Genomic DNA, 25230 nt, shown 5'->3' on the forward strand with positions numbered 1-25230 from the left:
TCTAAGTATTCGTCCTTGTCGGATTTCATTCCGATTCGGCACCGGTACCGCCGTTTTCCCCAACCCGGTCGGTCACCGTTTTTCCAATAACAGGAGACACTCCATGAAGAAGTCGCTGCTCGCCCTCGCTTTCGCCACCGCCGGCCTGATGGCCGCCCCGGCCGTCTTCGCGCAGAGTGCGCCGAACGGCAACGGTGGCTGGTTCGTCAACGGCAACGTCGGCCGCACTTCCATCAACAAGGGCCCGTATGACGGTCACGACACCGGCTACGGCATCAACGGCGGCTACCGCTGGGCGGTGAGCCCGTCGGTCGCGCTGGGCGCCGAGATCGGCTACAACGATCTGGGCAACATCCACGCCAAGAACATCTTCAACGGCAATCGCGTGGTCGATCGCCAGAAGACCCAGTTGCATGGCTGGACCGCCGGCGTGAACGGCCACTTCAACATCAGCCCGAACTGGTATGTCAGTGCCCGCACCGGCATCTACGGCTGGAAGGGCCACGGCCTGAGCAACGACGACCTGCCGACCCGCCATCGCCTGGATGACACCAGCTGGTACGCCGGCGCCGGCTTCGGCTACGACTTCACCAACAACTTCAGCCTCGGCCTGAACTACGACTACTACAACGCCAAGAAGCACAACGTCGACCTGAGCACCGACATGGTCTCGGTCAGCGCCGAATACCGCTTCTGATCGACGGCTGCAAACGTCGGAAACAAGAACGGGCGCCGCGAGGCGCCCGTTTTCATTTGCCGAACAGCGAATCGGCTTACTTGCCGTTCCACTGCCCCAGTGCGGCCAGGCCGTTGTCCTTGGCGCGCGCGTGCACGGTCTTCTGGGCGTCGGCGTAGTTCGCCTTCATGTCCTTGGACCACAGCTTCAACGCGGCCTGCTGCATGGCGCGGCCGTAGGAGAACGACAGCGGCCACGGGTGCGGGCCCATGCGGTTCATGGCATTGAGGTGCGAGGTGCTCTGCTCGTCGGTCTGGCCGCCGGACAGGAACACGATGCCCGGCAACGAGGCCGGCACGCAGGTCTTGAGCACCCGCACGGTGGCCTCGGCCACTTCCTCGACGCTGGCCTGCTCGTCGCATGCCTTGCCCGGAATGACCATGCTGGACTTCAGGATGGTGCCTTCCAGCATCACGTTCTGCTCGTACAGCGCGTTGAACAGGCTGCGCAGCACGGCCTCGTGCACTTCATAGCTCACCTCGATGGTGTGGTCGCCATCCATGATGACTTCCGGCTCGACCATCGGCACCAGGCCCGCTTCCTGGCACAGCGCGGCGTAGCGTGCCAGCGCGTGGCAGTTGGCTTCGATCGCGGTGGAGCTGGGGTTGTCCTCGGTGATGTTGATCACCGCGCGCCACTTGGCGAACTGGGCACCCAGCCTGGCGTACTCTTCCAGGCGCGGACGCAGGCCGTCCAGGCCTTCGGTGACCACGTCGCCCGGGAAGCCGGCCAGCGGCACCGGGCCCTTGTCCACCTTGATGCCGGGGATGATGCCGGCCTTCTTCATCACTTCCGTGAACGGCACGCCGTCCTTGGTCTTCTGGCGGATCGTCTCGTCGTACAGGATGGCGCCGGAGATATGCTCGTTCAGGCCCGGCGTGGTCAGCAGCAGCTCGCGATAGGCGCGACGGTTCTCCTCGCTGTTCTCGATACCGACCGCCTCGAAGCGCTTGGCGATGGTCTTGGTCGATTCGTCGATGGCGATGATGCCCTTCCCGGGCGCAACCATCGCCAGGGCGATGCTTTCGAGATCTTCGATGCTCATGAACGACTCCGCAAAACTGATGGCGGCCACTCGGCCGCCCCATGGGTGGATGCCGCCCACTACGGGCTGGCAAGGCTCAAACCGCGCATTGTAGCCGGAACCGGCATCCGCGACAGACGTCGGTTCAGCCTTGGTTGTAGCCCGGCAGGGCGCAGGGCGCCATCAGCTTGTCGCGGGCCGCCTTGTCGTCGGGGGAGTTGAACGGCACCACGTAGTAGGTCGCCACGGGGTTGTGGCTGCGGTTGCTCAGCGACGGGCCATAACGGAAATTGGTTACTGCACTGGCCGCCGCCGGGCCCAGGTCGCTGGCCGGCACGACCTTCTGCACCTTCACGTGCAACGGTACGCCATCGGAGCCGATCAGGTAACTGACCGCCACGCAACCGGGCTTGAGCAGGTTCTTGCCGCTGTTGGGCATGTTCACCTGCACCTTGGTGTTCAGGCGGATCCAGTAGTTGTACAGCTGCTGCGGGCCCACCTTGCGAGCCTCCTGCGCCAATACCGGCAGGGTGCAGAGCACGGCGGAAGCCAGCAACAACGACTGACAGAGGCGGCGTGACGTGGTGTTCATCGGGAATCTCCTGCGCAGGGGCGAAAGCGGGTGCACGCACGCAGTTTAATCGTCTTGCGCGACGCCCGTGTCATGGTTTGCCGGCTTGTCGTCGACATGCGGATAACCACGCAAGCGGTGGAGCATGCCAGTCAACCCCCGCGCACCAACCAACAGGGCGGCACCCGCAACCATCTGCACTACGACATGGATCACGCCGGACCACGCCGAGGCCGCCATCGCCGTATCCGGATACATCGCGGCCATCCGATGTACTCGCCACGCGATCCAGACTTGCGGCACAGCCGACGACAACCCGCCCACGAGCAACCACGCACCGAGCGTCGCAAAGGCGATGCGCTGGATGGCTTCGACACCCAGCGGGCTTTCCAGCACCTCGTGTCCCGAACGCCCGATCGCCCATCTCGCCAGCAACCCCGGTTTCAACCACAGCGCCACGGCGATCAGCAGGCCCACGATGATCAAGGACAACTCGATCAATCGCAGGACCGCATCGCGGGTTTCCAGCCAGAACGACAGCAATGTGACAAGCAGCTCCACGGCCATCAACACCGCAGCCAGCCGGATAGCAACGCACAACACCGTATAAAGCGTCGTTTTCATGCCCCTCCCTGTGCAACGCCGCGCTACCGGCGTCAAAGATCGCGCATGGTATCTACTGCGCCGTCGGCACCCACCGACAGCAGCTTCAGCGTGTTGGTGCCGCCGACGTGGCCCACGCGGTCACCGTAGGTGATCACCACGCGGTCGCCCTCGCCCAGCTTGCCCTTCTCGAACAGCAGCCGCACCGCGGCGCGGGTGGAGGCGGCCATGCTCTGCTTCTCGCCATGGCTGAATTCCACCGGCTGCACGTCGCGCAGCAGCAGCATGCGGCGGCGTGCGGCGGCGAACGGCGACATGCCGTAGATCGGCACCGCGCTGCGATAACGCGACAGCCACTGCGCGGTGGCGCCGGATTCGGTGAGCGCGACGATGGCGCGCACGCCCAACTGGCCGGCCAGCACCATTGCGGCCAGCGCAATCGCCTGGTCGGTGCGGTCCATCCGGTGATGTGCGGCGGACAAGTCTTCCTTCGGTTCGAACTGGCGTTCGGCGCCCAGGCAGATGCGGGCCAGCGCGGCCACCGCCTTGTCCGGATGGGCGCCGGCGGCCGATTCTTCGGACAGCATTACCGCATCGGTGCCGTCGATCACCGCGTTGGCCACGTCCAGCACTTCGGCGCGGGTGGGAATCGGCGAACGCACCATCGACTGCAGCATCTGGGTGGCGGTGATCACCGCGCGATTGCGTTCCACCGCCTCGCGGATGATCTTCTTCTGCAAACCGGGCAGCTCGGCATCGCCGATCTCCACGCCCAGGTCGCCGCGCGCCACCATCACCACGTCGGACGCATCGATGATCTCGCCCAGCACGGGGATGGCGTCGGCGCGCTCGATCTTGGACACCAGCGCCGCGTTGCCACCGGCTTCATGCAACAGGCGGCGAGCCTCGTGCATGTCGGCGGCGGAGCGCACGAAGGATACGGCCAGGAAGTCCGCGCCAATCTCGGCGGCGAGCTTGATGTCGGCCTTGTCCTTGTCCGACAGCGCTGTCACGGAAAGCCCGCCACCTTGGCGATTGAGGCCCTTGCGGTTGGACAACTTGCCGGCAACCAGCACCTCGCAGCGCACTTCGGCGCCCACCACCTCAAGCACGGTCAGCGCGACCAGGCCGTCGTCCAGCAGCAGCACGTCGCCTGCATGCACGTCATGCGGCAACTCGTGATAGCTCACGCCCACGCGGTCGATGTTGCCGGGCGGGGCGTCGGGCGAGCAATCCAGCACGAAGTGCTTGCCCACCTCCAGTTCCACCGGGCCTTCCGCAAACGTCTCGATGCGGATTTTCGGCCCCTGCAGGTCAGCCAGCACGCCGACTTCGCGGCCGGCAGCGGCCGCCGCCTTGCGCACCGCGTCGGCGCGGGCACGGTGATCGTCCGCATGGCCGTGGGAAAGATTCAGGCGGACCACGTCCACGCCCTCGGCAATGATCTTTTCGAGCATGCCCGGCGCGTCGGTGGCGGGACCGAGGGTGGCGACGATGCGGGTACGGCGGTTCTGCGTTGCGTTTGTCATCCGGCCATGTCTGGTGTCGTTTATCGTCCGATCAGACTATCAGAAGCCCAAGGGCATGCGCGTGCGTTATGCATCAATCTCCCAACGCGGTATTGAGCACCTCGGCCAGGCGCCGCCCGGCAATGCGCAACCGGCGCTCGGCCACCGGTAGCTCCGCGTCGACGTAGGTCTGGCCGATCTTGTGTTTGGACGGATAAATGTCTCGCGTGATCCGGCAGGATTCCTCGGCCCACTGCGCGTAGGGATTGTCCAGCGGCGCGATCGGCGGCGGCAGCGCCACCGGGCCTTCGGCATCGAGCTTCTGCGTGTAGGCCTGCCAGTGAAGGCCGGTCGTGTAGAGCATGCCGGAGTCCCAGACCCGATGCAGATTGCTGCCCTTGCCCTCGAACTGCACCTGGAACTTGTTGCCGCCAAGGTCGTCGCGATAACCGGCATGCAGCGGCTGGTGGATGTCGCCCACGAAATGCACCACGAACTTCAACGCCTGCTGACGCACCGCGTCGGGCTGGTTCTTGTCGCCCAGGATCGCGATGTAGTGCTGCAGCGCAGCGACCACTCATTCGCCATTGCGGCAATCGCGCGGCGGCACGTAATCGCACGACGGGCCGCCGCGGAAATTGATGTAATGCAGCCGGCGCGTCTGCTTCCACAGGGTTTGATCGGCCGGGTTGTCCTGGATCTGGTCGGGCCAGCTGGCGACGTCGGCCAGTTCGGTCACATGATCCAGCGCCAGCAGGTGTTCGACCTCGGCCTCGGCAGCCGGGCTGAGGTGGCGCTGTGCCAGTGCGGCGACGATGCTGTGGCCGAGCGGGCCCCAGGCCCAGGCGGGGGTGACGACGGCGAACGCGGCGAGCAGCGCGACGACAAGGCGGCGGTACGACATGAGAGTGGCTTCCCGAATGATGCAGGCAACGAGTCTGCCATATCCCGCCCACGGCCAGTCATCTCCGCAGCCAGCGCGCCGATACCCACCAGCCCAGCAACATGGCCGGCAGCAACCAGACCAGATCGGCATTGCCAAGCCCGATGCCAGCCAGCACCGGCCCGGGACAGTAGCCGGCCAAACCCCAGCCAGTCCCGAACACCGCCGCCCCGAGCAACAGGCGTGCGTCGACGCGGCGTTCTGCCGGCAGATGAAACGCGCCATCCAGCAAGGGTCGCGGACAACGCACCACGAAACGGTAACCGACCGCGTAGGTCCCCATCGCCCCCAGCATCACCAGCAGCAGGCTGGGATCCCACATCCCCGCCACATCGAGAAACCCGAGCACCCGTTGAGGATCAGCCATCCCGGACCATGCCAACCCTGCGCCGAACAGCAGGCCGGCCAGCCATGCCATCACCCACTTCATGACACCCCTCCATGCTACAGATGACGCCGGACGAAGACGCTCAGCATGGCGACCGCCATGAACACGAGCACGGCCGCCAGCGAGCGCGGCGAACCGCGACCGAGTCCACACACGCCATGGCCACTGGTACACCCCGAGCCAACGCGGGTGCCGATACCCACCAGCAGCCCGGCCAGGATGAGGCGCCATGGTGCCGCGTGGCTGGCGACCGACAAACCGCCCACGCCCAGGGCCCACACCGCCGCGCCCGCCGGCAGGCCCAGCACAAATGCCAGGCGCCAGCCGATGTCGCCGAGTCGTGGCGGCAACAAACCCGCCGCGATACCGCTGACGCCGGCAATCCGCCCCACCGTGACCAACAACAACAGCGAGGCCAGACCGATCAGCATTCCGCCTCCCAACGCGGCCCAGGGCGCAAATGCAGGACTCATGTCCGTGCCTCCAGTGCCGAAGCATCCAGCGGCAGCTTCAGAAAATGCCCGCCGGAAGCATCTTTCGGCGGCAGTTCACCTGCGCGGATATTGAGTTGCACCGCTGGCCAAAACAGCCGCGGCGTGCCCAGCGAGGCGTCGCGCTGCTCGCGCAGAGACACGAAGGTCGCCTCGTCCGTGGCATCGGTGAGATGCGCATTGCTTGCGCGCTGCTCGCGCAATGGCACCATGCAGCGTGGCCATGCGCCCTCGGGCGGATAGTCATGGCACAGATACAGCCGGGTGTCATCCGGCAATGCGTACAGGCGGCGCACGGAAGCATACAGCGTCGCGGCACTGCCACCCGGGAAGTCGCAACGCGCACTGCCTGCGGCGGGTGAAAACAGGGTGTCACCAACGAATACGGCGTCGCCCACCCGATAGCTGACACTGTCAGCGGTGTGTCCGGGCGTGGCCAACACCTCCAGCATGGCCGAACCCAGCGGCAGGCGCTCGCCATCGTGCAAAAGGCGGTCGAACGGAGCACCTTCGGCAGCAAACTCGCGCCCAAGACCCAGCCGCTGCCTGAGGGTTGCCTGCACTTCAACCACACCCGCGCCGGTCGCCACGGGAGCGCCGGTCTGGCGACGCAACCACGCCGCAGCGCTCAAGTGATCGGCGTGGGCGTGCGTCTCCAGGATCCAGGCCAGATCAAGTCGCTGGACACGAAGATGGTCCAGCACGGTGCGCGCACCCGTCGCATCCAGACGACCACTGGCCGGGTCGAAATCCAGTACGGGATCAATGACTGCCGCCACGCCGTCAGGGAGGTCGCTGACAACATGCGTCCAGCTCGAGGTGGGAACGTGCAGGAAAGACTCGACTACAGGCATGGCAACGACTCCGAGAATCTGTGAGTTACTATATATTAGAAATATCTAATTTAGCAACTTATGACATCATGCCTCCCATGAAGCCTGCTCCCAACATGGCCCGCATGCGCGCCCACGCCGGAGAGGCCAGCGCGCTGCTCAAGGCGCTGGCCAACGAACAGCGGCTGCTGGTCTTGTGCCACCTGGCCAGCGGCGAGCTGGCCGTGGGCGAATTGCTGGAACGAGTGGACCTGGGCCAATCCGCGCTGTCGCAGCACCTCGCGAAACTGCGCGAAGCCGAGCTGGTACAAACCCGGCGCGAGGCCCAGGTGGTGTATTACCGTCTTGCCGAAGGGCCGGTGCAGGCGCTGATGGACACACTGCACGACATTTATTGCGGGCCGCCCACGCGCCAGCAGCGCTGATCCCGGCAAGGCTTGCAGATTCGCTGTAAAATCCCGCTTTCCGGCCGCGCCTGCCGCGGCCGTCCATCCCCGTCGATTTGGAGGACGCTGTCTCATGACCATCAAGGTCGGTATCAACGGCTTCGGCCGCATCGGTCGCAATGTGTTCCGCTCTGCGGTGCAAAACTTCGGCAACGACATTGAAGTCGTGGCGATCAACGACCTGCTCGAACCGGATTATCTCGCTTACATGCTGAGCTATGACTCCGTGCACGGCCGCTTCAAGGGTGACGTATCGATCGACGGTGGCCACCTGGTGGTCAACGGCAAGAAGGTTCGCCTGACCCAGGAGCGCGATCCGGCCGCACTGAAGTGGGGCGAGGCGGGCGTGGACGTGGTGATCGAGTCCACCGGCCTGTTCCTGACCAAGGAATCGGCGCAGAAGCATCTGGACGCCGGTGCGAAGAAGGTGATCCTGTCGGCCCCGTCCAAGGACGACACGCCGATGTTCGTGTTCGGCGTGAACCACGCCACCTACGCGGGCCAGGCGATTATCTCCAATGCCAGCTGCACCACCAACTGCCTGGCACCAGTCGCCAAGGTGCTGCACGACAAGTGGGGCATCAAGCGCGGCCTGATGACCACCGTGCACGCCGCCACGGCGAGCCAGAAGGTCGTCGACGGCCCGTCCAACAAGGACTGGCGCGGCGGTCGCGGCATCCTCGAGAACATCATCCCCTCGTCCACCGGCGCAGCCAAGGCCGTCGGCGTGGTCATCCCCGAGCTCAACAAGAAGCTCACCGGCATGAGCTTCCGCGTGCCGACCTCCGACGTTTCCGTGGTCGACCTCACCGTCGAACTCGAGAAGGGCGCCAGCTATGCGGACATCTGCGCCGAAATGAAGGCGCAGAGCCAGGGCGCGCTGAAGGGTGTGCTGGCCTATACCGAAGACAAGGTGGTGTCCACGGACTTCCGTGGCGAGACCCACACCTCGGTGTTCGACGCCACCGCCGGCATCGCGCTGGACGATACCTTCGTCAAGCTGGTGACCTGGTACGACAACGAGTGGGGCTACTCGAACAAGTGCCTGGAAATGGTGCGCGTCGTCGCGAAGTAATTCCCGCACGAGCACATGCAAAAAAGCCGCGTCGAGGCATCGACGCGGCTTTTTTCATGCGCGCCGGTTTTCGCACGCCGCCCCGCTTTCCTGTGGAGCCCGCTGGCGGGCGATGCTCTGGTTTCAATGTACATCGCCCGCCAGCGGGCCCCTGCAGTGCGCCGATGCGAAGAAGTTGCGTGGCGACTCAGCGTTTCAGCAGCGGCAGTTTGTCCGGCACGCCGTCCCACTGTGCCGCATCCTCCGGCGACGGTTTCTTTGCCGTCAGCACCGGCCACTCGCGCGCCAGTTCGGCATTGAGCGCAAGAAAACCCTCTTGCCCGGCCGGTACGTCCAGCTCGGGGAAGATCGCGCCCACCGGGCACTCGTCCACGCACAGGGTGCAGTCGATGCACTCGTCCGGATCGATCACCAGGAAGTTCGGCCCCTCGTGGAAGCAGTCCACCGGGCACACCTCGACGCAGTCGGTGTGTTTGCAGTTGATGCAGTTTTCGGTAACGACGTGGGTCATGGTTTTCTCCGCGGACAGTATGTCGACGGCAGCCATCCACGGCGCTGATCCAGGTCAACCCGCAGGGTGCGGACAACGGAAAGGCGCGAATCGCGGAAACCTGCGACAACGCACCACAGCGGCTGAGCCCCTGTACGCCGCGGTCGCTTGACGCACGTCAATCGCAAGAACATGTCGCGCCTGCAAAATATCGGTATCTGCTACTGGATTCCACGCATGTCCTCCACCGAGTATTACAACGACAAGGTCGTTCGTCAGTTCCTGCTGGCCTCGGCCGTGTGGGGCATCATCGGCATGTCGGTCGGGCTGTATGCCGCGGCCGATCTGATGTGGCCCGCGCTCAACTTCAACGTGCCGTGGCTGACCTTCAGCCGGATCCGCCCGGATCACACCTTCGGCGTGATCTTCGCCTTCGGCGGCAGCGCGCTGATGGGTACCTGCTTCTACATCGTGCAACGCACCGGCCACGCACGGCTGGCCTACGGCAAGCTGGCCGCCTTCGTGTTCTGGGGCTGGCAGCTGATCTGCGTGTGCTCGATGGTCTCCATGCCGCTGGGGCTGACCCAGAGCAAGGAATACGCCGAGCCGGAATGGTGGATCGACATCATGATCGCCGTGGTCTGGGTCAGCTTCGGCGTGGTGTTCTTCGGCAGTCTGGCGCGCCGGCGCATCCGCCACATCTATGTGGCGAACTGGTATTACGGCGCCTTCATCATCGCGGTAGGCCTGCTGCACATCATCAACAACCTGGCCATCCCGGTGTCGTTCACCAAGTCCTACCCGATCTACTCGGGCGTGGTCGATGCAATGGTGCAATGGTGGTACGGCCACAACGCGGTAGCGTTCTTCCTCACCGCCGGCTTCCTCGGGATGATGTACTACTTCGTGCCGCGCCAGGCGCAGCAGCCGTTGTGGAGCTACCGCTTCTCCATCGTCAATTTCTGGGCGCTGATCTCGGTCTACATGTGGGCCGGCGCGCACCACCTGATGTACACCGCCCTGCCGGACTGGGTGCAATCGGTCGGCATGGCGTTCTCGCTGGTGCTGCTGATGCCAAGCTGGGGCTCGGCGGCGAACGGCCTGATGACCTTCAACGGCTCGTGGTCGAAACTGAAGACCGACCCCGCGGTGAAGTTCATGGTGATGGCGCTGGTGTTCTACGCCGCCGCCACCTTCGAAGGCACGATGATGGCGGTGAAGACGGTGAACTCGCTGTCGCACTACACCGACTGGACCATCGCCCACGTGCACTCCGGCTCGCTGGGCTGGGTGGCGATGATCACCATCGGCTCGCTGTACGCGATGGCGCCGCGTGCGCTGGGCCGTCCCGCAATGCATTCGCACAAGGCGATGGACCTGCACTTCTGGCTGCACATCATGGGCACGCTGATGTACGTGGGCTCGATGTGGACCGCCGGCATCACCGAAGGCGAGATGTGGCGCGCCACGCTGCCGGACGGCTCGCTGAAATACGCCTTCCTCGACAGCCTGATCGCGATCAAGCCGATGTACCTGATCCGCTGGGCCGGCGGCGCGCTGATCCTCAGCGGCATGTGGGTGATGGCCTGGAACCTGTGGCACACCGCCGCCGATGCCCGCGCGCGGCTGATCAAGCCGATCCCGGTGCCGATTCCCGAGCCGGTGCCCGACCAGGTGCCTGCCCCGCTGCCGGCCGTTATCTGATGCGATCGTCCATGATCGCCGCTTCGTTGAAGCTCCTGTTCTCGGGGGCCTCTCCGGTCCCGCAAGTCCAAAGGCGGCCATCCATGGCCGCACTCTTCAAGTAGAGCTCTCACCTCATGGCCTACAAACATTTCGAATTCATCGAGAAGCACGCCGCGGTGCTGGGCATCTTCACCGCGATCATGGTGTCATTCGGCGGCCTGGCCGAGATCACCCCGTTGTTCATGGAGGCGCATACGGTGAAGGCGCCACCCGGGGTGAAGCCGTATGACCCGCTGCGCCTGGCCGGGCGCGACGTCTACGTGCGCGAAGGCTGCTACCTGTGCCACTCGCAGATGATCCGCGCGCTGCGCTTCGAAACCCAACGCTACGGGCATTTCTCCACCGCCGAGGAGTCGGTCTATGACCGCCCGTTCCAGTGGGGTTCCAAGCGCACCGGGCCCGACCTGGCCCGCGTCGGCGGCAAGTATTCCGACCAATGGCAGCGCATGCACCTGTTGAACCCGCGCAGCGTGGTGCCGCAATCGAACATGCCCGGTTACCCGTGGCTGGAACACAACACCATCGACGGCGCCGACATCCAGGCGCGCATGCGCGTGCTGCGCAAACTCGGCGATCCGTACAGCGATGCCGACATTGCCGGCGCGCCGGCGGCGGTCAAGGGCAAGACCGAGATGGATGCGCTGATCGCCTACCTGCAAGGGCTGGGCATCGACAACGAGCCGCATCCCCTGACCGTGGCCGACACCGGCAAGGCAGGTACGCCATGAATCCGATCTGGGGCCATGTGGCCGGCGTCGTCACCGTGTTGCTGATGCTCATCTTCATCGGCATCTGGATCTGGGCGTGGCGCAAACGCCACAAGAAGGTGTTCGACTACATGGCGAAACTGCCGCTGCAAGACGACGACCCGGACGCCGACGTCTACGCCATCCAGACCCGTTCGAAGGAGGAACCGCGATGAGCATGGGCTGGTCGTTGTGGGTGATGTTCCTGGTGGTGCTCAACATGGGCATCAGCCTGTTTCTGTTCCTGTGGGGGCCGCGCGCGAAGATTCCGTCCCAGCCCGACCAGACCACCGGCCACGCGTGGGCGCACGGCACCATCCGCGAGGGACTGCGCCCGCTGCCACGCTGGTGGCTGCTGCTGTCCGGCAGCATGTTCATCGGTGGCATCGGTTACCTTGTGTTGTACCCGGGCTTCGGCAACCACAAGGGCCTGCTGCATTGGACCTCGCACGGCCAGTTGGCGAAGGCCGTCGCGGCCAACGATGCCAAGCTCGACCCGCTGCTGCAGCGCTTCGACCTGTATTCCGTCGAACAACTCGCCGGCGACCCCGAAGCACAACAGATGGGCCAGCGCCTGTTCGACGACAACTGCGCGGCCTGCCACGGCCGCAACGCCCACGGCAACCAGGCGCTGGGGGCGCCGAACCTCACCGACAACGACTGGTTGTACGGCGGCAGCGGCAAGGACATCACCACCTCGATCCATGACGGTCGTGGCGGCGTGATGCCGCCGTGGGCCAGCCTCGGCGAGCAGACCGTGAAGAACCTCGCGCAATACGTTCTCAGCCTGTCCGGCGAGCCGCACGACGCGAAGATGGCGGCCGCGGCCGAGCCGATCTTCAAGGGCACCTGCGCAGCCTGCCACGGCGCCGACGGCAAGGGCACGCAGGCACTGGGCGCGCCCAATCTCACCGACCACATCTGGCTGCATGGCGGTTCGCTCGCGGACATCGAGAAGACCATCCACGACGGTCGTCAGGGCCACATGCCGAACTGGGACAAGCGCCTGAGCGACGACGACATCCACGTTCTGGCCGCCTACGTCTACCACGTGTCACACCCCGATGTCGGCGCGCAATAACCCGCACCCCGGTGACCACGGAGAGGCCTGGTACCAGCAGCCGATCCTGTGGTTCGGCGCAGCGATCTTCGCCGCGTTGCTGGCCGGCTGCGTTTGGATGATCGTGGTGAGCGCACGCCACGCCGACACGCCACTGGATGCCCCGCACGCGGTACTCGGCGTTCCCGCCTCCACCCATTCCACGCACCCGCCATCGCCATGAACGCCACCGCCGCATGGGCGCGACCGGGGCTGGCCGCACAAGTGCTGCGCACGCGGCGCGACGGCTGCAGTGAAGTGGCGTTGCGCGTGCCGTCGCTGGACGATCCGCGGCGGGTGCTCCACCTGGAGCAGGCGATCCACACGCTGCCCGGCGTGCAACGCGTCGCCATCGATGTCACGGCCCGGCGCGTGCGCGTGGTGTGGGATGCACGGCACACGTCGTTGCCACGCCTGCTCGACGCCTTCGCCCATGCCCGCTGCGAGGCGCAACCCTTGCGTCACGATCGCATCGACGACGAACGCGCGTGCGCGATGCGCGATGCGCTCAAGCGCCTACTGGTCGCCGGCATGTGCGCGATGCAGGTGATGAGTTATGCGCTGGTGCTCTACCTCGGCGCGGTGGACATCGAAGACGCCAGCACGCGCGGGCTGTTCCGCTGGCTGGGGCTGATCTCCGCGCTGCCGATCGTCGGTTACTCGGCCATCCCGTTCTACATCGGCGCCGCGCGCGAGTTGCGCGAACGCCGGCTCGGCATCCATCTGCCGGTGGCACTGGCCGTCGTGCTGATCTTTTTCGCCAGCGTCTTCGCCACGCTGCGCGGACACGGCGAGATCTATTTCGATTCGATCAGCATGTTCGTGTTCCTGCTGCTGGTCGCGCGCCACGTGGAATTGCGTGCCCGCCAGCGCAGCGGTGCGCTGGGCGATGCCAGCATCGACGCCACCCCGTTGCTTGCGCAACGCCGCAGCGCCGACGGCCGACTGGAAACCGTCGCTGCGATGGAACTGGCGCCCGGCGACCGGGTACACGTGGCCGAGGGCGCCACCGTCCCGGCCGATGGCCTGCTGGAAAATGCCTGGGTGCAGGTGGACGAAGCACTGCTCTCCGGCGAATCACGCCCGGTGCGGCGCCAACGCGGCGAGCGCCTGATCGCCGGCAGCGTGCTGCTGACCGGCCCGGCCGAGTTGACGGTCGAACACGGCGGCGACGCCACGGCGCTGGCAAAGCTGGATGCGCTTGGTCGTCGTGCCCGCGAAGCACGCTGCGTCACCACGTCCCCTACCGACCGCGCGATCGCCCGCTTCGTCGCCCGCGTGCTGTTGCTCACCGCGCTCACCGCGCTGGGCTGGCTGCTGGTCGATCCCGCGCGCGCGTTCGAGTCGGCTGTCGCCGTGCTGGTGGTCGCCTGCCCGTGTGCGTTCGCGTTGACCCGGCCGGCCGCACTCAGTTGCGCTCTTGGCGCATTGTCACAGCACGGCGTGCTGGTGACCGACGATGCCGCGCTGGATACGCTGGCGCGCGTCGATACCGCCCTGTTCGACAAGACCGGCACCCTCGGCGTGCCCACGCTCGACCGCGAACATATCGATACACGGCGCGACCTCACCCCGGCCGAAGCGCTGTCCCTGGCCGCCGCGCTGGCGCGGGAAAGCACGCACCCGCTGGCTCACGCCCTGACCAACGCCGCGAGTGACGAGGCCGCACTCTTGCATGCCCATCAGGCGCAAGTCAGCGCCGGCGGGGGTATCGAAGCCATCGTGGACGGTCGCCGTCTGCGCCTGGGTCGCGTTGGTTTTGCGCTCGCCGACAGCAACGAGCCGGACGCTGCCGACGGCGCCCTGTGGCTGGCCGACGACCAAAGCGCGCTGGCCATCTTCCATTTCGACGAACAGCCGCGCGCCGACGCACCACGCATGTTGGAAACATTGCACGCCGAGGGCATCCGCTCGGTCATTGCCAGCGGCGACACCGCCGGACGCGTGAGCGCGCTGGCCACCCAACTCGGCATCGACACCTGGCACGCCCGCCAATCGCCCGCCGACAAGCTCGTCCGACTGCACCACCTGCAGCAGGACGGTCGCATCGTGCTTGCCGTCGGCGACGGCAGCAACGACGCACCGATACTGGCCGGCGCTGATGTCTCCGCCGGCCTGTCCAGCGGCACCGCCCTGGCCCAGGCGCACGCCGACCTGCTGTTGCTCGATGGTCATCTGGACGGCCTCGCCACCGCCCACACTCTGGCCCGGCGCATGCAACAGGTCATCGCCGATGGCCGGCGCTGGTCGCTGGTCTACAATCTGTGTGCCGTACCCTTCGCCGCATTCGGCTTCGTGCCACCCTGGCTGGCCGGCATCGGCATGTCGCTCAGCTCGCTGGCAGTGGTGCTCAACGCACTACGCACCGGACGCGGCATCGCGCCGAAACCACAGGCCATGCGCGCATGAACATCCTGCTCGTGTTGATTCCGGTCACCCTGCTGATCGTGCTGATCGCCATCGGCGTGTTCTTCTGGGCGGTGAATCACCAGCAATTCGAGGACATGGACAGCCCTGCCGTATTGCCGTTGATGGAAGATGATCCGGCCACGCCGCCAGACACCACGTTGACCGACCGCCCCGATGCCACATCGGCAGCTTCGCCCTCCAGCGCCACCCGCACCACCGAACAGCCCTCTGCATCCCCATGAATACTGCAACGACACTCGACGAATCCCGCATCGCCAACCTGGTCGACCGCTTCTACGACAAGGTCCAGGCCGACCCCTCGATCGGCCCGATCTTCAATGCCGCCGTGCACGACTGGCCCGAACACAAACGCCTGCTCACCTCGTTCTGGTGCTCGGTGGCACTGCGCGCAGCCAGTTACCGCGGCAACCCCATGTCCGTGCATCGCGCGCAGCCGTCGATTCGCACCGAACACTTCGTGCGCTGGCTGGAACTGTGGCGCGAAACCACGCTTGAAGTGCTGGACGAAAACGACGCCGCGCAAATGCTCGACTACGCCGAACGCATCGGCCGCAGCCTGCGCATGGGGATGGGATTGCCGGATCGGCTGGACGCGCGGCCACTCGGTATTCCGGTGGTAGGCCTCGGCAAGCCCTGAGCGGGAGGCTGCCTCGTCCTGCTCTGCCGATCTGTATCTCTGTTGCCCGGAACGTTTGGGAATTGTGTCGTTCTGACTGAACGATTCGGCCAGTGTGCCGCCACCTTTGGTGCCGGGGTTTCACCCGTCTGCCGACGGGCGAGTCACTTTCTCTCGCTTGCCCGAGAGAAAGTAACCCAAGAGAGGGGCACCCTGCGTTCGCTTCTCGAAGGGTTGGAAGAGCCGCACACCGCAGCGACAAGCTCGACCACCCGCGCCCGCTCTTCCTACCCCTCAGTTTTCGGTGACGGCGCGGAGTGGCCGCCCGTGTAACAGGAAGAGCCACGCAAGTTCCAAACACCTCGACCGCCAAGGCTTGTAGGGTCGGCGGGTCCCACAGGCCATTTCTCTGGGTTACGTCTCTTTGGGCCAGCAAAGAGAGGTAACTCGGGCGCCGGCAGGCGCTCGAAAGCCCGCCGCAGGCGAGCCAGTTTGCAACCGCGCCAGTACGAGCGAACACCCCCACAGACAAGCCAATGTGCGACCACGCAAACCCAAAAAAAACCCGCCAGTCTCACGACCAGCAGGTTTTCAAACACATCAAAAAAACAACTCAGCCGAGAACCTTAAGCGCCGCCTCGTAATCAGGCTCATGGGCGATCTCGTCCACCAGTTGCGCATGGATCACCTTGTCGTGCGCATCCAGCACCACCACCGCGCGGGCGGCAAGACCGGCCAGAGGGCCTTCCGCGATCGCCACGCCATAATCCTTGAGGAACTGGTGGCCGCGCATCATCGACAGGCTGACGACATTGTCGAGGCCTTCGGCACCGCAGAAGCGCGCCTGGGCGAATGGCAGGTCAGCCGAGATGCACAGCACCACCGCGTTATCCAGCTTGCTTGCCGATTCGTTGAAATGACGCACCGACGCGGCGCAGGTCGGCGTATCGACGCTGGGGAAGATGTTCAGCACCTTGCGCTTGCCGGCGAAATTCGCCAGCGACACATCGGCCAGATCCTTGCCCACCAGCGAGAACGCCGGAGCCGACTGACCTGCCGTCGGGAACGTACCGTCAACCTGGATCGGCTGACCCTTGAAAGCTACCTTGGACATGGCACACCTCATTCGTTGGGGAAGATGGGCTTACAAGTAGAACATGGTCTTGGCCAGGAACACGATCCCCACCATCATCGCCAGCACGATGCGGTGCGTATAGCGGAAGCGGCAGGCATTCATGCGCCCGCGTGCGCCGGCCCATACCGCATTGATGAACACACCCAGCACGCCGAACGCCAACGTCACCTTCAGCAGCAGGAACCAGCCGAAACGGGTGGTGCCGATGCAGGTCAGGCCATTGCAGCGCAGGTCGAACAGCATGCCGCCGCTGATGAACAACAGCAGTACCACCACCGGCATGAAGCGGCGCACGCGCGCCATTACCGCCTCTTCGAGCTGGCGCATCGTGGTGACGTCGAAACGCTTGTGCAGCGCTTCCAGCACCAGCACCTCGAACGCCGCGGCGCCCACGAACACGATCGCGCACGACAGGTGCAGCAGCACGATCCACGAATACCAGGCAGCCATGCTCATTTCTCCACGACAGACATGCTCCAAGTTTGCGCGCCGTCTCGATCCGGCACGCTGACCTGAATCAAGTCACGGACGGTGTCAGCCCGGCTTGCCGTCCGCCCGCGGCGTCAGATAGATCCACGCCGAGCGCAGCACCCACGGCAGGAACGCCAGCAACCAGCCTGCGCCGGCGATCACCAGCCACAGGTACATGTCGCCACCCAGTTCCGCACGGATGCGCAGCAACGCCACCGCCTGCAGCAACCCGAAGCACAACCACGGCACCGCGCCCATCTGCAACGGCCGGCCGGAATGGCCGTGGGTCACCCGCGTCACCATCGCCACCAGCATCGAGCCGAAGAAACCGATCGCCAGCGCGTGCAACGGCGCGCGACCCAGCACGTAGCCACCGCCGGTCGCCAGCACGATGTCCTGTATCGAGAACAGCACGAACGCCAACGGCAGCCACGCGAACGCGATGTGCAGCACCGCGAGCAGGCCGGGCCGCATGCACTTCCACGGCTGCCAGGCCAGGGCGTGCCAGCCGAACACCAGCGCCAGCGGCACATCGCACAGCCACAGCCAGCGCAATTGCCCGCGCCAGTCCAGCAGGAGATGCACGAGCAGCAGCGCCCACACCACCGGCAGGCTCCAGCCCGGCCGCCGCATCACGTAGCCGCGTCCCTTCGCGATGTTGTTGCTGAAGAACGGCAGCATGCGATGGCAGACGGTGAAATAGACCGGTAGCAGGAAGCCGAACGTGCCCAGCTTCACCGCGAGCTCGGCGCAACTTGTCGGCGCGCCCAGCAGCAGCCAGCCCAGGAACAACAGCAGCCCCAGCGTGCCGCAGCAGAACGCGGCGAAGCACGACCAGCCATGTTTGTTGCGTTCGGTCGCCGCGCGCAGCACGCCGCCCAGGGTAGCCACGCCGATGACATAGCCAACCAGCATCAGCCCCATGCCCAGCTTCAGCAGCCATGGCAGTCCGAGCAGGCCGATGTTCGCCAGCACGTAGCCGCCGAGCACGCCGCCGGCTACCGGCAGATAGCGCGCGGGTGGCACCGTCGGCCCGTTCATCCAGCGCGGGAACGTGGTCATCAGGAAGCCGAACATGAACAGTGGAAACAGGCCGTACTGGATCAGCATCGCGTGCCCCCAGATCGGCGGGATCGGCGGTTGCGGCCAGTGGCCCCAGCCGAATCGCAACGACGCCAACTCCAGTGTCCACCAGGTCATGCTGAGCAGCACCGCCACGGTGCCGGCAAGAAACAGGGGGCGATGCGGTGCCGCTGCAAGCAGGCGCGACAGCGCGGCGTTGGCCGAAGCCGTGGAAAGAGGCTCGCTCATGGGGCTCAGGATAGTCGTTATCGCAGCATGCTGGCATGCCGCGAGCGGACGCTCACTGACCTGGATCAGACCGATGGAATCAGGGCCGATGGAATCAGGCCGATGGAATCAGGCCGGGAGCGTGGGCGGTAGAAACTTTCGAGGGGAAAAAGTGGCTGCGCAAGGACAGATTTTCGACGATTTGCCGGCCTATAGTGGTTCTATGGGCAATAAGCGATGGAAATATGGACCACGCAGACGCTTTTGCAGCCCGGAAGATTTCTGCCGGCCACGCTCCTAACCCGCCTGATCCGGCAGCAGGCTGGCACCCAGCTCGCGCAGGCCGTCGGGATCGAGCAATGCCAGCTCGCGGCCATCGATCTCGATCAACTTCTGTGCGCGGAAGCGGCTCAACACCCGGCTGACCGTTTCCGCCGCCAGCCGCAGGTAATTGGCGATATCGCCCCGCGACATGCTCAAGTGGAAACGCGTGGCCGAAAAGCCGCGCGCCGCGTAGCGTACCGACAGGTCGATCAGGAACGCCGCCATGCGCTCGTCCGCGCTATGGTCACCGGCCAGCAGCGAGACCGCGCCCAATTCCTTGCTGATCAGCCGGAACATGTGCTGCTGCACCGCCGGCATGCGCGTCGCCAACGCACTCATCGCGGGGAACGAGAAGCGACAGAACTTGGTGTTTTCCAGCGCCACCGCATCACAGGGAAAGTGATCCGGGTAGATCGCATTCAACCCCACCACCTCGCCCGGCAGGTAGAAGCCGAGCACCTGCTCGTTGCCCTCGCGGTCGAACAGGCGCGTCTTCACCGAGCCCTCGCGCACCGCATAGATCGCGCGGAACGGATCGCCAGTACGGAACACGTGCTCACCGGCCTGGAACGGCCCCACGTGCTCCACCAGACAATGCAATTCCGCCAGCTCGGGTTTGCCGTACCCCACCGCGATGCAGGCGTCGGAGAACGCGCAGGTGGTGCAGAAATGCGTGGCGTCCCCGTCGTCGGCGATCGGCGTGGGCACCAGATGCAAGCGTCCTGCGGAATTCTTGGATGGCATAGCTCGGGTCAGGCCGTGGCAGCGCGGAGTCGGTTATCCCGACGGGGTGACGCGTCGGGACATTACCGATGATACGCAGACCGCGCCACGGCCGCGAGCTTCCGCGACCGATGGACGTGGCGGCCCGTCGTCTGCTCAGGCCTTGCCGACGATGCGCTGCTCGATCGCACCGAAGATCGAGGCGCCGGCGGCATCAGTCACGTCGATGCGCAGCGTGTCGCCGAATTTCAGGAACGGGGTGGACGGCTTGCCGTCACGCAGGGTTTCCACCGTGCGCTGCTCGGCCAGGCACGACGCGCCCTTGCTGGTGTCCTGGTTGGCAATGGTGCCCGAGCCGACAAGGGTGCCCGCGGTGAGCGGACGGGTCTTGGCCACGTGCGCCACCAGTTCGGCAAAGCTGAATTGCATGTCGACGCCACACTCGGCCTCGCCGAACCACTGGCCATTGAGCCAGGTGCGCATCGGCAGGTGCAGCTTGTCGCCCTGCCACACCTCGCCCAGCTCGTCCGGCGTCACCAGCACCGGCGACAATGCCGAGCGCGGCTTGCTCTGCAGGAAGCCGAAGCCCTTGGCCAGCTCGCCCGGGATCAACCCGCGCAGGCTCACGTCGTTGATCAGGCCAACCAGCTGGATGTGCTCGGACGCCTGCGCCGGCGTGGCCGACATCGGCACGTCGTCGGTGACCACGACCACTTCGGCTTCCAGGTCGATGCCGAAGTCTTCGCTCGGCACCACCACGTCGTCGTGCGGTCCGAGGAAGCCGGCGCTGGTGGCCTGGTACATCAGCGGGTCGGTGTAGAACGAGGCCGGCACCTCGGCGCCGCGCGCCTTGCGCACGCGTTCCACGTGCGGCAGATAGGCCGAACCATCGACGAATTCATAGGCGCGCGGCAGCGGTGCAGCCAGCGCCGCCACGTCCAGCTTGAACGCACCATTGGCACTGCCCGCATTCAATGCGTCGGACAAGGCATTGAGGCGCGGCGCCGCGCTCGACCAGTCGTCCAGTGCGGCCTGCAGCGTCGGGGCGATACCGGTGGCCTTCACGGCGTGCGTCAGATCGCGGCTGACCACGACCAAGGTGCCGTCACGGCCACCTTCCTTGAGACTTGCAAGTTTCATCAAATGCTCCTAACCGCAATTTTCAACGTAATCGACCTGCGGCGGCACACCTGCATGCCACCGCGTCACCTTGCCCTGTGCATCCGTCTCGAATACCACGACGCCATCACTCTGCGGCGCGGCGACACGCAGATACTTTGCACCGGCGACGTACTTGTGTGGTTGCGCTTCGACACGCGCGCCGTACAACGTGCGGATCCGCGCCTCGTCCATGCCCACTCTGCCGCCGCCTGGCGCAACCTCCTTGGCGGTGCCTACATCGTAGCGAACGAAACGGCCACCCTCGAACATGAAGGCGAACTCCCTTGGCGACTTCACCCATTTCGGCGTTTTGTAAAAACAGGTCGAATCCGGCCCCGGCGCGCCCTTCAACTCGCCAGCCCAAGCCTTATTGAAGCTGGCTCTATCGAAGGCAGCCTCATCCATCCCGAAGCGCGTATCGCCGTAGCCGTCGTAGTGCGCCAGCGTATCCGCCGCAGCCGCCGTCACCGGCCTGATTGTCGGCGCAACGGCCGATGCGGGCGTTGTCGCCGACTGGTCGGTATCGCCACACCCGACCAGCATCAGCGTGCAGGCGATGCCGAACGGAATGCCGGACCACCGGCGCTTCACGACGGGTTGCCCGCATCGAAATGCTTCGCGATGCCCTGCCAGCACTGGTAATAGTCCTGCTGCAGTTGCGGCGCATCGAGCGCCTGCTGCGTGGGCCGAATCACCTTGCGCGTCTCGAACATGAAAGCCATGGTGTTCATGATGTGATCCGGCTTGCCCGTATCGGCCGCACTGGCTTTCTCGAAGCTGGCGGCATCCGGGCCATGACCGCTCATGCAATTGTGCAGCGAGGCGCCGCCCGGCGCGAAACCGCCAGCCTTGGCATCGTAGGCGCCTTCGATCAGGCCCATGAACTCGCTGGCCACGTTGCGGTGGAAATACGGCGGCCGGAAGGTGTGCTCGGCCACCAGCCAGCGCGGCGGAAAGATCACGAAATCCATGTTCGCCGTGCCCGGGGTATCGGACAACGAGGTCAGCACAGTGAAGATCGACGGATCGGGATGATCCACGCTGATCGAGCCGATCGTGTTGAAGCGGGTCAGGTCGTACTTGTACGGCGCGTAATTGCCGTGCCAGGCCACCACGTCCAGCGGCGAATGATCGATCGCCGCCTGCCACAACGCCCCCTGGAACTTGGCGATGAGCTTGAAGTCGCCCTCGATGTCCTCGTACGCCGCCACCGGCGCGAGGAAGTCACGCGGCAGCGCCATCGAGTTGGCACCGATCGGGCCCAGGTCGGGCAAGCGCAGCATGGCACCGAAGTTTTCCGCCACGTAGCCGCGCGCGGTGGCATCGAGCAGCTCGACGCGAAAGCGCACGCCGCGCGGAATCACCGCGATCTCCAGCGGCTTCACTTCCAGTACGCCAAGTTCGGTGGCGATGTGCAAGCGACCCTGCTGCGGCACGATCAGCAACTCGCCATCGGCATCGTAGAAGAATCGCCCTTCCATCGAGCGGTTGGCCGCATAGAGATGGATGCCCACGCCCGCCTGTTCCGCCGCCCCGCCATTGCCGGCCAGCGTGAGCAGACCCTCCACGAAATCGGTGGGCGCCTCGGGCAACGGCAACGGATCCCAACGCAACTGGTTGGGCGTGGCCGGCGCTTCATCGAAACGGTTATGGAAAAGCTCGTGCAAAAGTGGCGCAAACGACTTGTGCATCGCTGCCGGACGAATGCGATACAACCAACTGCGCCGGTTCGCATGCCGCGGCGCGGTGAACGCGGTGCCGGACAACTGCTCCGCATACAGGCCGTGTGCCACGCGCTGAGGCGAATTCTGGCCCTCGGGCAGCACGCCCGGAACCGCCTCGCTGGCGAACTCGTTGCCGAAGCCGGATTGGTAGTTGGGTTGCGCGTTCACTGCGAATGCTCCGGATAGTGTGTTCTGGTTCCACCGGCCCTTCGACTCCACCTGGCCCAGGCTCGTCAAGGTGCTCGGGACGAACGGTGGATAAACCGTTCGCGCTGAGCGTAGCTTGCAAAGCAAGCGGAGTCGAAGCGCCTTTCAATCACCGTTGATGCTGGTGTTTGCCCTTGGCCAAAGCGCCCAGGGCGTCCCAGTTTCCCGCCATGTACGCTAGCTTTTTGGCTCGACTCCAGCCTTTCAGCTTGCGTTCCATGGTCAACGCCTCGTAACGCGTTTCGAAGCCTTGCGTGTGGATCAGCTTCAAGGGCCGTCGTGTCGAGGTATAGACGCAACCTTTGCCCTGATCGTGCTGCTCCATCCGCTTGTCCAGGTCGTCCGTGTGCCCGATGTAGAAACTGCCATCGGCGCATTCGAGGATATAGAGAGTGAATTCCATTTCTGCGGCTTCCTTGCCGGTTTGGTCGCTCGACTGCCCTTCGACTCCGGCCCTGCGGGCCTACGCTCAGGGCGAACGGTGCAACAAACTCCGATCACCCTGAGCGTAGCCGCGCAGCGGCGAAGTCGAAGGGCCGCAGGCTCAAGAATCAAAGCACGCCGCGTTTCATCTGGTCGCGTTCGATCGACTCGAACAGCGCCTGGAAGTTGCCTTCGCCGAAGCCTTCGTTGCCCTTGCGCTGGATGATCTCGAAGAAGATCGGGCCGATGCAGTTCTGGGTGAAGATCTGCAACAGCAGGCGCTTCTTCGTTTCCGGGTCGGCATCGATCAGGATCTTGTTCTTGCGCAGGCGCGGCACGTCTTCGCCGTTGCCGGGAATGCGCAGGTCGACCACGTCGAAATAGGTGTCCGGCGTATCAAGGAATTCCACGCCCTGGCCACGCATTGCTTCCACCGTGTCGTAGATGTTGTCGGTGAAGCAGGCAATGTGCTGGATGCCTTCGCCATGGTAAGCGTCGAGGTATTCGTTGATCTGGCTCTTCGGATCATTCGACTCGTTGAGCGGGATGCGCACGATGCCGTCCGGCGCGGTCATCGCCTTGGACACCAGACCGGTCTTGGCGCCCTTGATGTCGAAGTAGCGGATCTCGCGGAAGTTGAAAAGCTTCTCGTAGTACTCCGACCACTGCGCCATGTTGCCGTAGTAGAGGTTGTGCGTGAGGTGGTCGATGAAGGTGAGGCCGAAACCCTTCGGGTTCTGTTCGGCACCGTCGATCGGCGCGTAATCGTCGCCGTAGGCGCTGCCCTTGTCGCCATAGCGATCCACCAGATACAGCATGCAATCGCCGATGCCCTTGACCACCGGCGCGCTCACCGCGCGGGTGTCGGCCTTGTCGGTCATCGCCTCGCCACCGTTGCCCTGCACCGTTGCCAGCACTTCACTGGCCGGTTTCTTGAAGCGGATCGCGAAACCGCAGGCGCTGGGGCCGTGCTTTTCGGCGAAATCGGCGGCAAAGGAATCAGGGGTTTCGTTGACCAGGAAGTTCACGCCGTTCTGGCGATACACCGTGATCGGCTGGCGCTTGTGCTTCAGCACCGCGGTGAAACCCATCTTGCGGAACAGTTCGTGCAGTTCCGTGGCACGACCGGCCGGCGCAGCGAATTCGACGAACTCGAAACCGTCGATCCCCATCGGGTTTTCGAACGTGGTGACCTGCATGCCAAGGTTGGGCTGGGCTGTCATGAAATTTCTCCGACGGGCTACGATGGGGACACAAACCGCGCTACCGATAGCTTTTCGCACAGCAAACGCTAACGTGACGCGCGCTTTTGGTGAAAAGTGCAGCCATGGATGGCTGCCCGTTTGACCTTCGCGGTCATGTACGACCGCACAAGTTATAGTTACAAATGAAACTATTTGCAAGGAACATTGCAACGATGCCCGGCATCCGCAAACCTGACCACGCCCCGCTGGAACTGGAGCGCTTCGTGCCCTACCAGCTCTCGATCGTGTCCAACACGGTCAGCCAGGCCATTGCCGACGACTATCAGCAACGCTACGACCTTGGTGTGACCGAATGGCGCGTGATGGCGGTATTAGCCCGTTTCGACGGCCTGTCGGCGCGCGAGGTGGCCGAGCGCACGGCAATGGACAAGGTGGCGGTAAGCCGCGCACTGGCCCGGCTGGTGGCCGCCGGCCGGGTGCGCCGGGAGACCCACAGCGACGACAAACGCCGTTCGGTGCTCGATCTCACCCCCGCCGGCTGGCGCATCCACGACGAAGTGGCGCCGATGGCGCGTCAGCGTGAACGCGAGTTGCTGGGCCAGTTGGAACCCGAAGAACAGCGGTGGCTGCGGAGCATCCTCGACAAGCTGATGCCGCCCGAGGCCTGAGGGCCCGCCCCCTTTTTTGCGCTGTAGGAGCCCGCTCGCGGGCGATGCTCTTGATCTGGCGCCCAGAGATGCCAAAAGCATCGCCCGCGAGCGGGCTCCTACACTGCAAGGGAATCGGGCAGGATCTTGAACCGGCTCGACCCGATGCACCGGG

Annotated in this window: 29 protein-coding genes and 1 pseudogene; 12 read left to right on the forward strand and 18 right to left on the reverse strand. The window is 64.9% G+C overall.

What is annotated here, in order from left to right:
- The first annotated feature begins 103 nt into the window (after nucleotides 1-103).
- A complete protein-coding gene (locus AB7849_RS02875) occupies nucleotides 104-697 on the forward strand; it encodes a porin family protein (RefSeq protein ID WP_008207528.1) in 594 nt (197 codons plus the stop codon).
- Between the two features lie 76 nt (nucleotides 698-773).
- Here AB7849_RS02875 and AB7849_RS02880 read toward each other — a convergent pair whose 3' ends face one another.
- The 8 genes and pseudogenes from AB7849_RS02880 to AB7849_RS02915 form a co-directional block, all read right to left on the reverse strand.
- On the reverse strand, nucleotides 774-1781 hold the full coding sequence (locus tag AB7849_RS02880; protein ID WP_008207526.1) for a class I fructose-bisphosphate aldolase: 1008 nt from the start codon (nucleotides 1779-1781) through the stop codon (nucleotides 774-776).
- A gap of 124 nt (nucleotides 1782-1905) precedes the next feature.
- Complete coding sequence (locus AB7849_RS02885) at nucleotides 1906-2352, reverse strand: energy transducer TonB (RefSeq protein WP_008207524.1); 447 nt, start codon at nucleotides 2350-2352, stop codon at nucleotides 1906-1908.
- A gap of 45 nt (nucleotides 2353-2397) precedes the next feature.
- Nucleotides 2398-2955 carry a hypothetical protein gene (locus tag AB7849_RS02890; protein WP_008207522.1) on the reverse strand — a complete coding sequence of 186 codons (558 nt, stop codon included), beginning with the start codon at nucleotides 2953-2955 and terminating at the stop codon, nucleotides 2398-2400.
- Nucleotides 2956-2987: 32 nt separating this feature from the next.
- The gene (pyk, locus tag AB7849_RS02895) at nucleotides 2988-4463 is read right to left on the reverse strand and encodes a pyruvate kinase (RefSeq protein ID WP_008207520.1); all 1476 of its coding nucleotides are present in this window, start codon (nucleotides 4461-4463) and stop codon (nucleotides 2988-2990) included.
- A gap of 73 nt (nucleotides 4464-4536) precedes the next feature.
- Nucleotides 4537-5346, reverse strand: a pseudogene (locus AB7849_RS02900) (S1/P1 nuclease).
- Between the two features lie 58 nt (nucleotides 5347-5404).
- On the reverse strand, nucleotides 5405-5815 hold the full coding sequence (locus AB7849_RS02905) for a DUF6691 family protein (RefSeq protein ID WP_008207517.1): 411 nt from the start codon (nucleotides 5813-5815) through the stop codon (nucleotides 5405-5407).
- Nucleotides 5816-5829: 14 nt separating this feature from the next.
- Complete coding sequence (locus tag AB7849_RS02910) at nucleotides 5830-6246, reverse strand: YeeE/YedE family protein (RefSeq protein ID WP_369500530.1); 417 nt, start codon at nucleotides 6244-6246, stop codon at nucleotides 5830-5832.
- Nucleotides 6243-7118, reverse strand: a complete 876-nt coding sequence (locus AB7849_RS02915) for an MBL fold metallo-hydrolase (protein WP_008207510.1) — start codon at nucleotides 7116-7118, stop codon at nucleotides 6243-6245. The genes AB7849_RS02910 and AB7849_RS02915 overlap by 4 nt, the downstream gene beginning before the upstream one ends.
- A 77-nt stretch (nucleotides 7119-7195) precedes the next feature.
- Between AB7849_RS02915 and AB7849_RS02920 the strand changes: the two genes are divergently transcribed.
- The gene (locus AB7849_RS02920; protein ID WP_237711730.1) at nucleotides 7196-7522 is read left to right on the forward strand and encodes an ArsR/SmtB family transcription factor; all 327 of its coding nucleotides are present in this window, start codon (nucleotides 7196-7198) and stop codon (nucleotides 7520-7522) included.
- A 94-nt stretch (nucleotides 7523-7616) separates the two neighbouring features.
- On the forward strand, nucleotides 7617-8618 hold the full coding sequence (gene gap / locus AB7849_RS02925; RefSeq protein ID WP_008207506.1) for a type I glyceraldehyde-3-phosphate dehydrogenase: 1002 nt from the start codon (nucleotides 7617-7619) through the stop codon (nucleotides 8616-8618).
- 187 nt (nucleotides 8619-8805) lie between these two features.
- Here the strand turns inward: gap and fdxA are convergent, their stop codons facing one another.
- Nucleotides 8806-9129 (reverse strand): ferredoxin FdxA, encoded by a 324-nt coding sequence (gene fdxA, locus AB7849_RS02930; RefSeq protein WP_008207504.1) that lies wholly within the window; start codon nucleotides 9127-9129, stop codon nucleotides 8806-8808.
- 216 nt (nucleotides 9130-9345) lie between these two features.
- On the opposite strand from fdxA, the gene ccoN reads away from it, so the two are divergent.
- The 8 genes from ccoN (at nucleotide 9346) to AB7849_RS02970 (ending at nucleotide 15766) form a co-directional block, all read left to right on the forward strand.
- Nucleotides 9346-10812 carry a cytochrome-c oxidase, cbb3-type subunit I gene (ccoN, locus tag AB7849_RS02935; RefSeq protein WP_037097858.1) on the forward strand — a complete coding sequence of 489 codons (1467 nt, stop codon included), beginning with the start codon at nucleotides 9346-9348 and terminating at the stop codon, nucleotides 10810-10812.
- A gap of 116 nt (nucleotides 10813-10928) precedes the next feature.
- A complete protein-coding gene (ccoO, locus tag AB7849_RS02940) occupies nucleotides 10929-11582 on the forward strand; it encodes a cytochrome-c oxidase, cbb3-type subunit II (RefSeq protein WP_008207499.1) in 654 nt (217 codons plus the stop codon).
- Nucleotides 11579-11776 carry a cbb3-type cytochrome oxidase subunit 3 gene (locus tag AB7849_RS02945; RefSeq protein ID WP_008207497.1) on the forward strand — a complete coding sequence of 66 codons (198 nt, stop codon included), beginning with the start codon at nucleotides 11579-11581 and terminating at the stop codon, nucleotides 11774-11776. The genes ccoO and AB7849_RS02945 overlap by 4 nt, the downstream gene beginning before the upstream one ends.
- On the forward strand, nucleotides 11773-12681 hold the full coding sequence (gene ccoP / locus AB7849_RS02950) for a cytochrome-c oxidase, cbb3-type subunit III (RefSeq protein ID WP_008207495.1): 909 nt from the start codon (nucleotides 11773-11775) through the stop codon (nucleotides 12679-12681). Before AB7849_RS02945 ends, ccoP begins: the two co-directional genes overlap by 4 nt.
- A complete protein-coding gene (locus AB7849_RS02955; protein ID WP_008207492.1) occupies nucleotides 12665-12883 on the forward strand; it encodes a hypothetical protein in 219 nt (72 codons plus the stop codon). Before ccoP ends, AB7849_RS02955 begins: the two co-directional genes overlap by 17 nt.
- Nucleotides 12880-15108 (forward strand): heavy metal translocating P-type ATPase, encoded by a 2229-nt coding sequence (locus AB7849_RS02960; RefSeq protein ID WP_008207491.1) that lies wholly within the window; start codon nucleotides 12880-12882, stop codon nucleotides 15106-15108. Before AB7849_RS02955 ends, AB7849_RS02960 begins: the two co-directional genes overlap by 4 nt.
- Nucleotides 15105-15350, forward strand: a complete 246-nt coding sequence (ccoS, locus tag AB7849_RS02965; protein ID WP_008207489.1) for a cbb3-type cytochrome oxidase assembly protein CcoS — start codon at nucleotides 15105-15107, stop codon at nucleotides 15348-15350. Before AB7849_RS02960 ends, ccoS begins: the two co-directional genes overlap by 4 nt.
- Nucleotides 15347-15766: a group III truncated hemoglobin gene (locus AB7849_RS02970; protein ID WP_092701908.1), complete on the forward strand. Its 420-nt coding sequence runs from the start codon at nucleotides 15347-15349 to the stop codon at nucleotides 15764-15766. The genes ccoS and AB7849_RS02970 overlap by 4 nt, the downstream gene beginning before the upstream one ends.
- Nucleotides 15767-16358: 592 nt before the next feature.
- Here the strand turns inward: AB7849_RS02970 and tpx are convergent.
- The 9 genes from tpx to hppD all read right to left on the reverse strand — a co-directional run bounded on the left by tpx (nucleotide 16359) and on the right by hppD (nucleotide 24426).
- A complete protein-coding gene (gene tpx / locus AB7849_RS02975) occupies nucleotides 16359-16859 on the reverse strand; it encodes a thiol peroxidase (RefSeq protein ID WP_008216942.1) in 501 nt (166 codons plus the stop codon).
- A 30-nt stretch (nucleotides 16860-16889) separates the two neighbouring features.
- Entirely contained in the window at nucleotides 16890-17330 is a 441-nt protein-coding gene (locus tag AB7849_RS02980; RefSeq protein ID WP_008216939.1) for a CopD family copper resistance protein, read from the reverse strand.
- 84 nt (nucleotides 17331-17414) lie between these two features.
- Nucleotides 17415-18662, reverse strand: coding sequence for an NnrS family protein (locus tag AB7849_RS02985; protein ID WP_008216936.1), 1248 nt, complete (start codon nucleotides 18660-18662; stop codon nucleotides 17415-17417).
- A 276-nt stretch (nucleotides 18663-18938) separates the two neighbouring features.
- Nucleotides 18939-19709, reverse strand: a complete 771-nt coding sequence (locus AB7849_RS02990; RefSeq protein WP_037100886.1) for a helix-turn-helix domain-containing protein — start codon at nucleotides 19707-19709, stop codon at nucleotides 18939-18941.
- 135 nt (nucleotides 19710-19844) lie between these two features.
- On the reverse strand, nucleotides 19845-20828 hold the full coding sequence (locus AB7849_RS02995) for a fumarylacetoacetate hydrolase family protein (RefSeq protein WP_008213522.1): 984 nt from the start codon (nucleotides 20826-20828) through the stop codon (nucleotides 19845-19847).
- Between the two features lie 9 nt (nucleotides 20829-20837).
- Complete coding sequence (locus tag AB7849_RS03000; RefSeq protein WP_008213523.1) at nucleotides 20838-21440, reverse strand: hypothetical protein; 603 nt, start codon at nucleotides 21438-21440, stop codon at nucleotides 20838-20840.
- Nucleotides 21437-22741, reverse strand: a complete 1305-nt coding sequence (gene hmgA / locus AB7849_RS03005) for a homogentisate 1,2-dioxygenase (RefSeq protein WP_008213525.1) — start codon at nucleotides 22739-22741, stop codon at nucleotides 21437-21439. The genes AB7849_RS03000 and hmgA overlap by 4 nt, the downstream gene beginning before the upstream one ends.
- Nucleotides 22742-22889: 148 nt before the next feature.
- Nucleotides 22890-23183, reverse strand: a complete 294-nt coding sequence (locus tag AB7849_RS03010) for a GIY-YIG nuclease family protein (protein WP_008213527.1) — start codon at nucleotides 23181-23183, stop codon at nucleotides 22890-22892.
- 148 nt (nucleotides 23184-23331) lie between these two features.
- The gene (gene hppD, locus AB7849_RS03015; protein WP_037100889.1) at nucleotides 23332-24426 is read right to left on the reverse strand and encodes a 4-hydroxyphenylpyruvate dioxygenase; all 1095 of its coding nucleotides are present in this window, start codon (nucleotides 24424-24426) and stop codon (nucleotides 23332-23334) included.
- Nucleotides 24427-24620: 194 nt separating this feature from the next.
- On the opposite strand from hppD, the gene AB7849_RS03020 reads away from it, so the two are divergent.
- Complete coding sequence (locus AB7849_RS03020; RefSeq protein WP_008213529.1) at nucleotides 24621-25076, forward strand: MarR family winged helix-turn-helix transcriptional regulator; 456 nt, start codon at nucleotides 24621-24623, stop codon at nucleotides 25074-25076.
- Nucleotides 25077-25230: the final 154 nt, after the last annotated feature.

The sequence above is a fragment of the Rhodanobacter sp. FW021-MT20 genome, assembly GCF_041107475.1.
GTDB classification, from domain to species: domain Bacteria; phylum Pseudomonadota; class Gammaproteobacteria; order Xanthomonadales; family Rhodanobacteraceae; genus Rhodanobacter_A; species Rhodanobacter_A glycinis.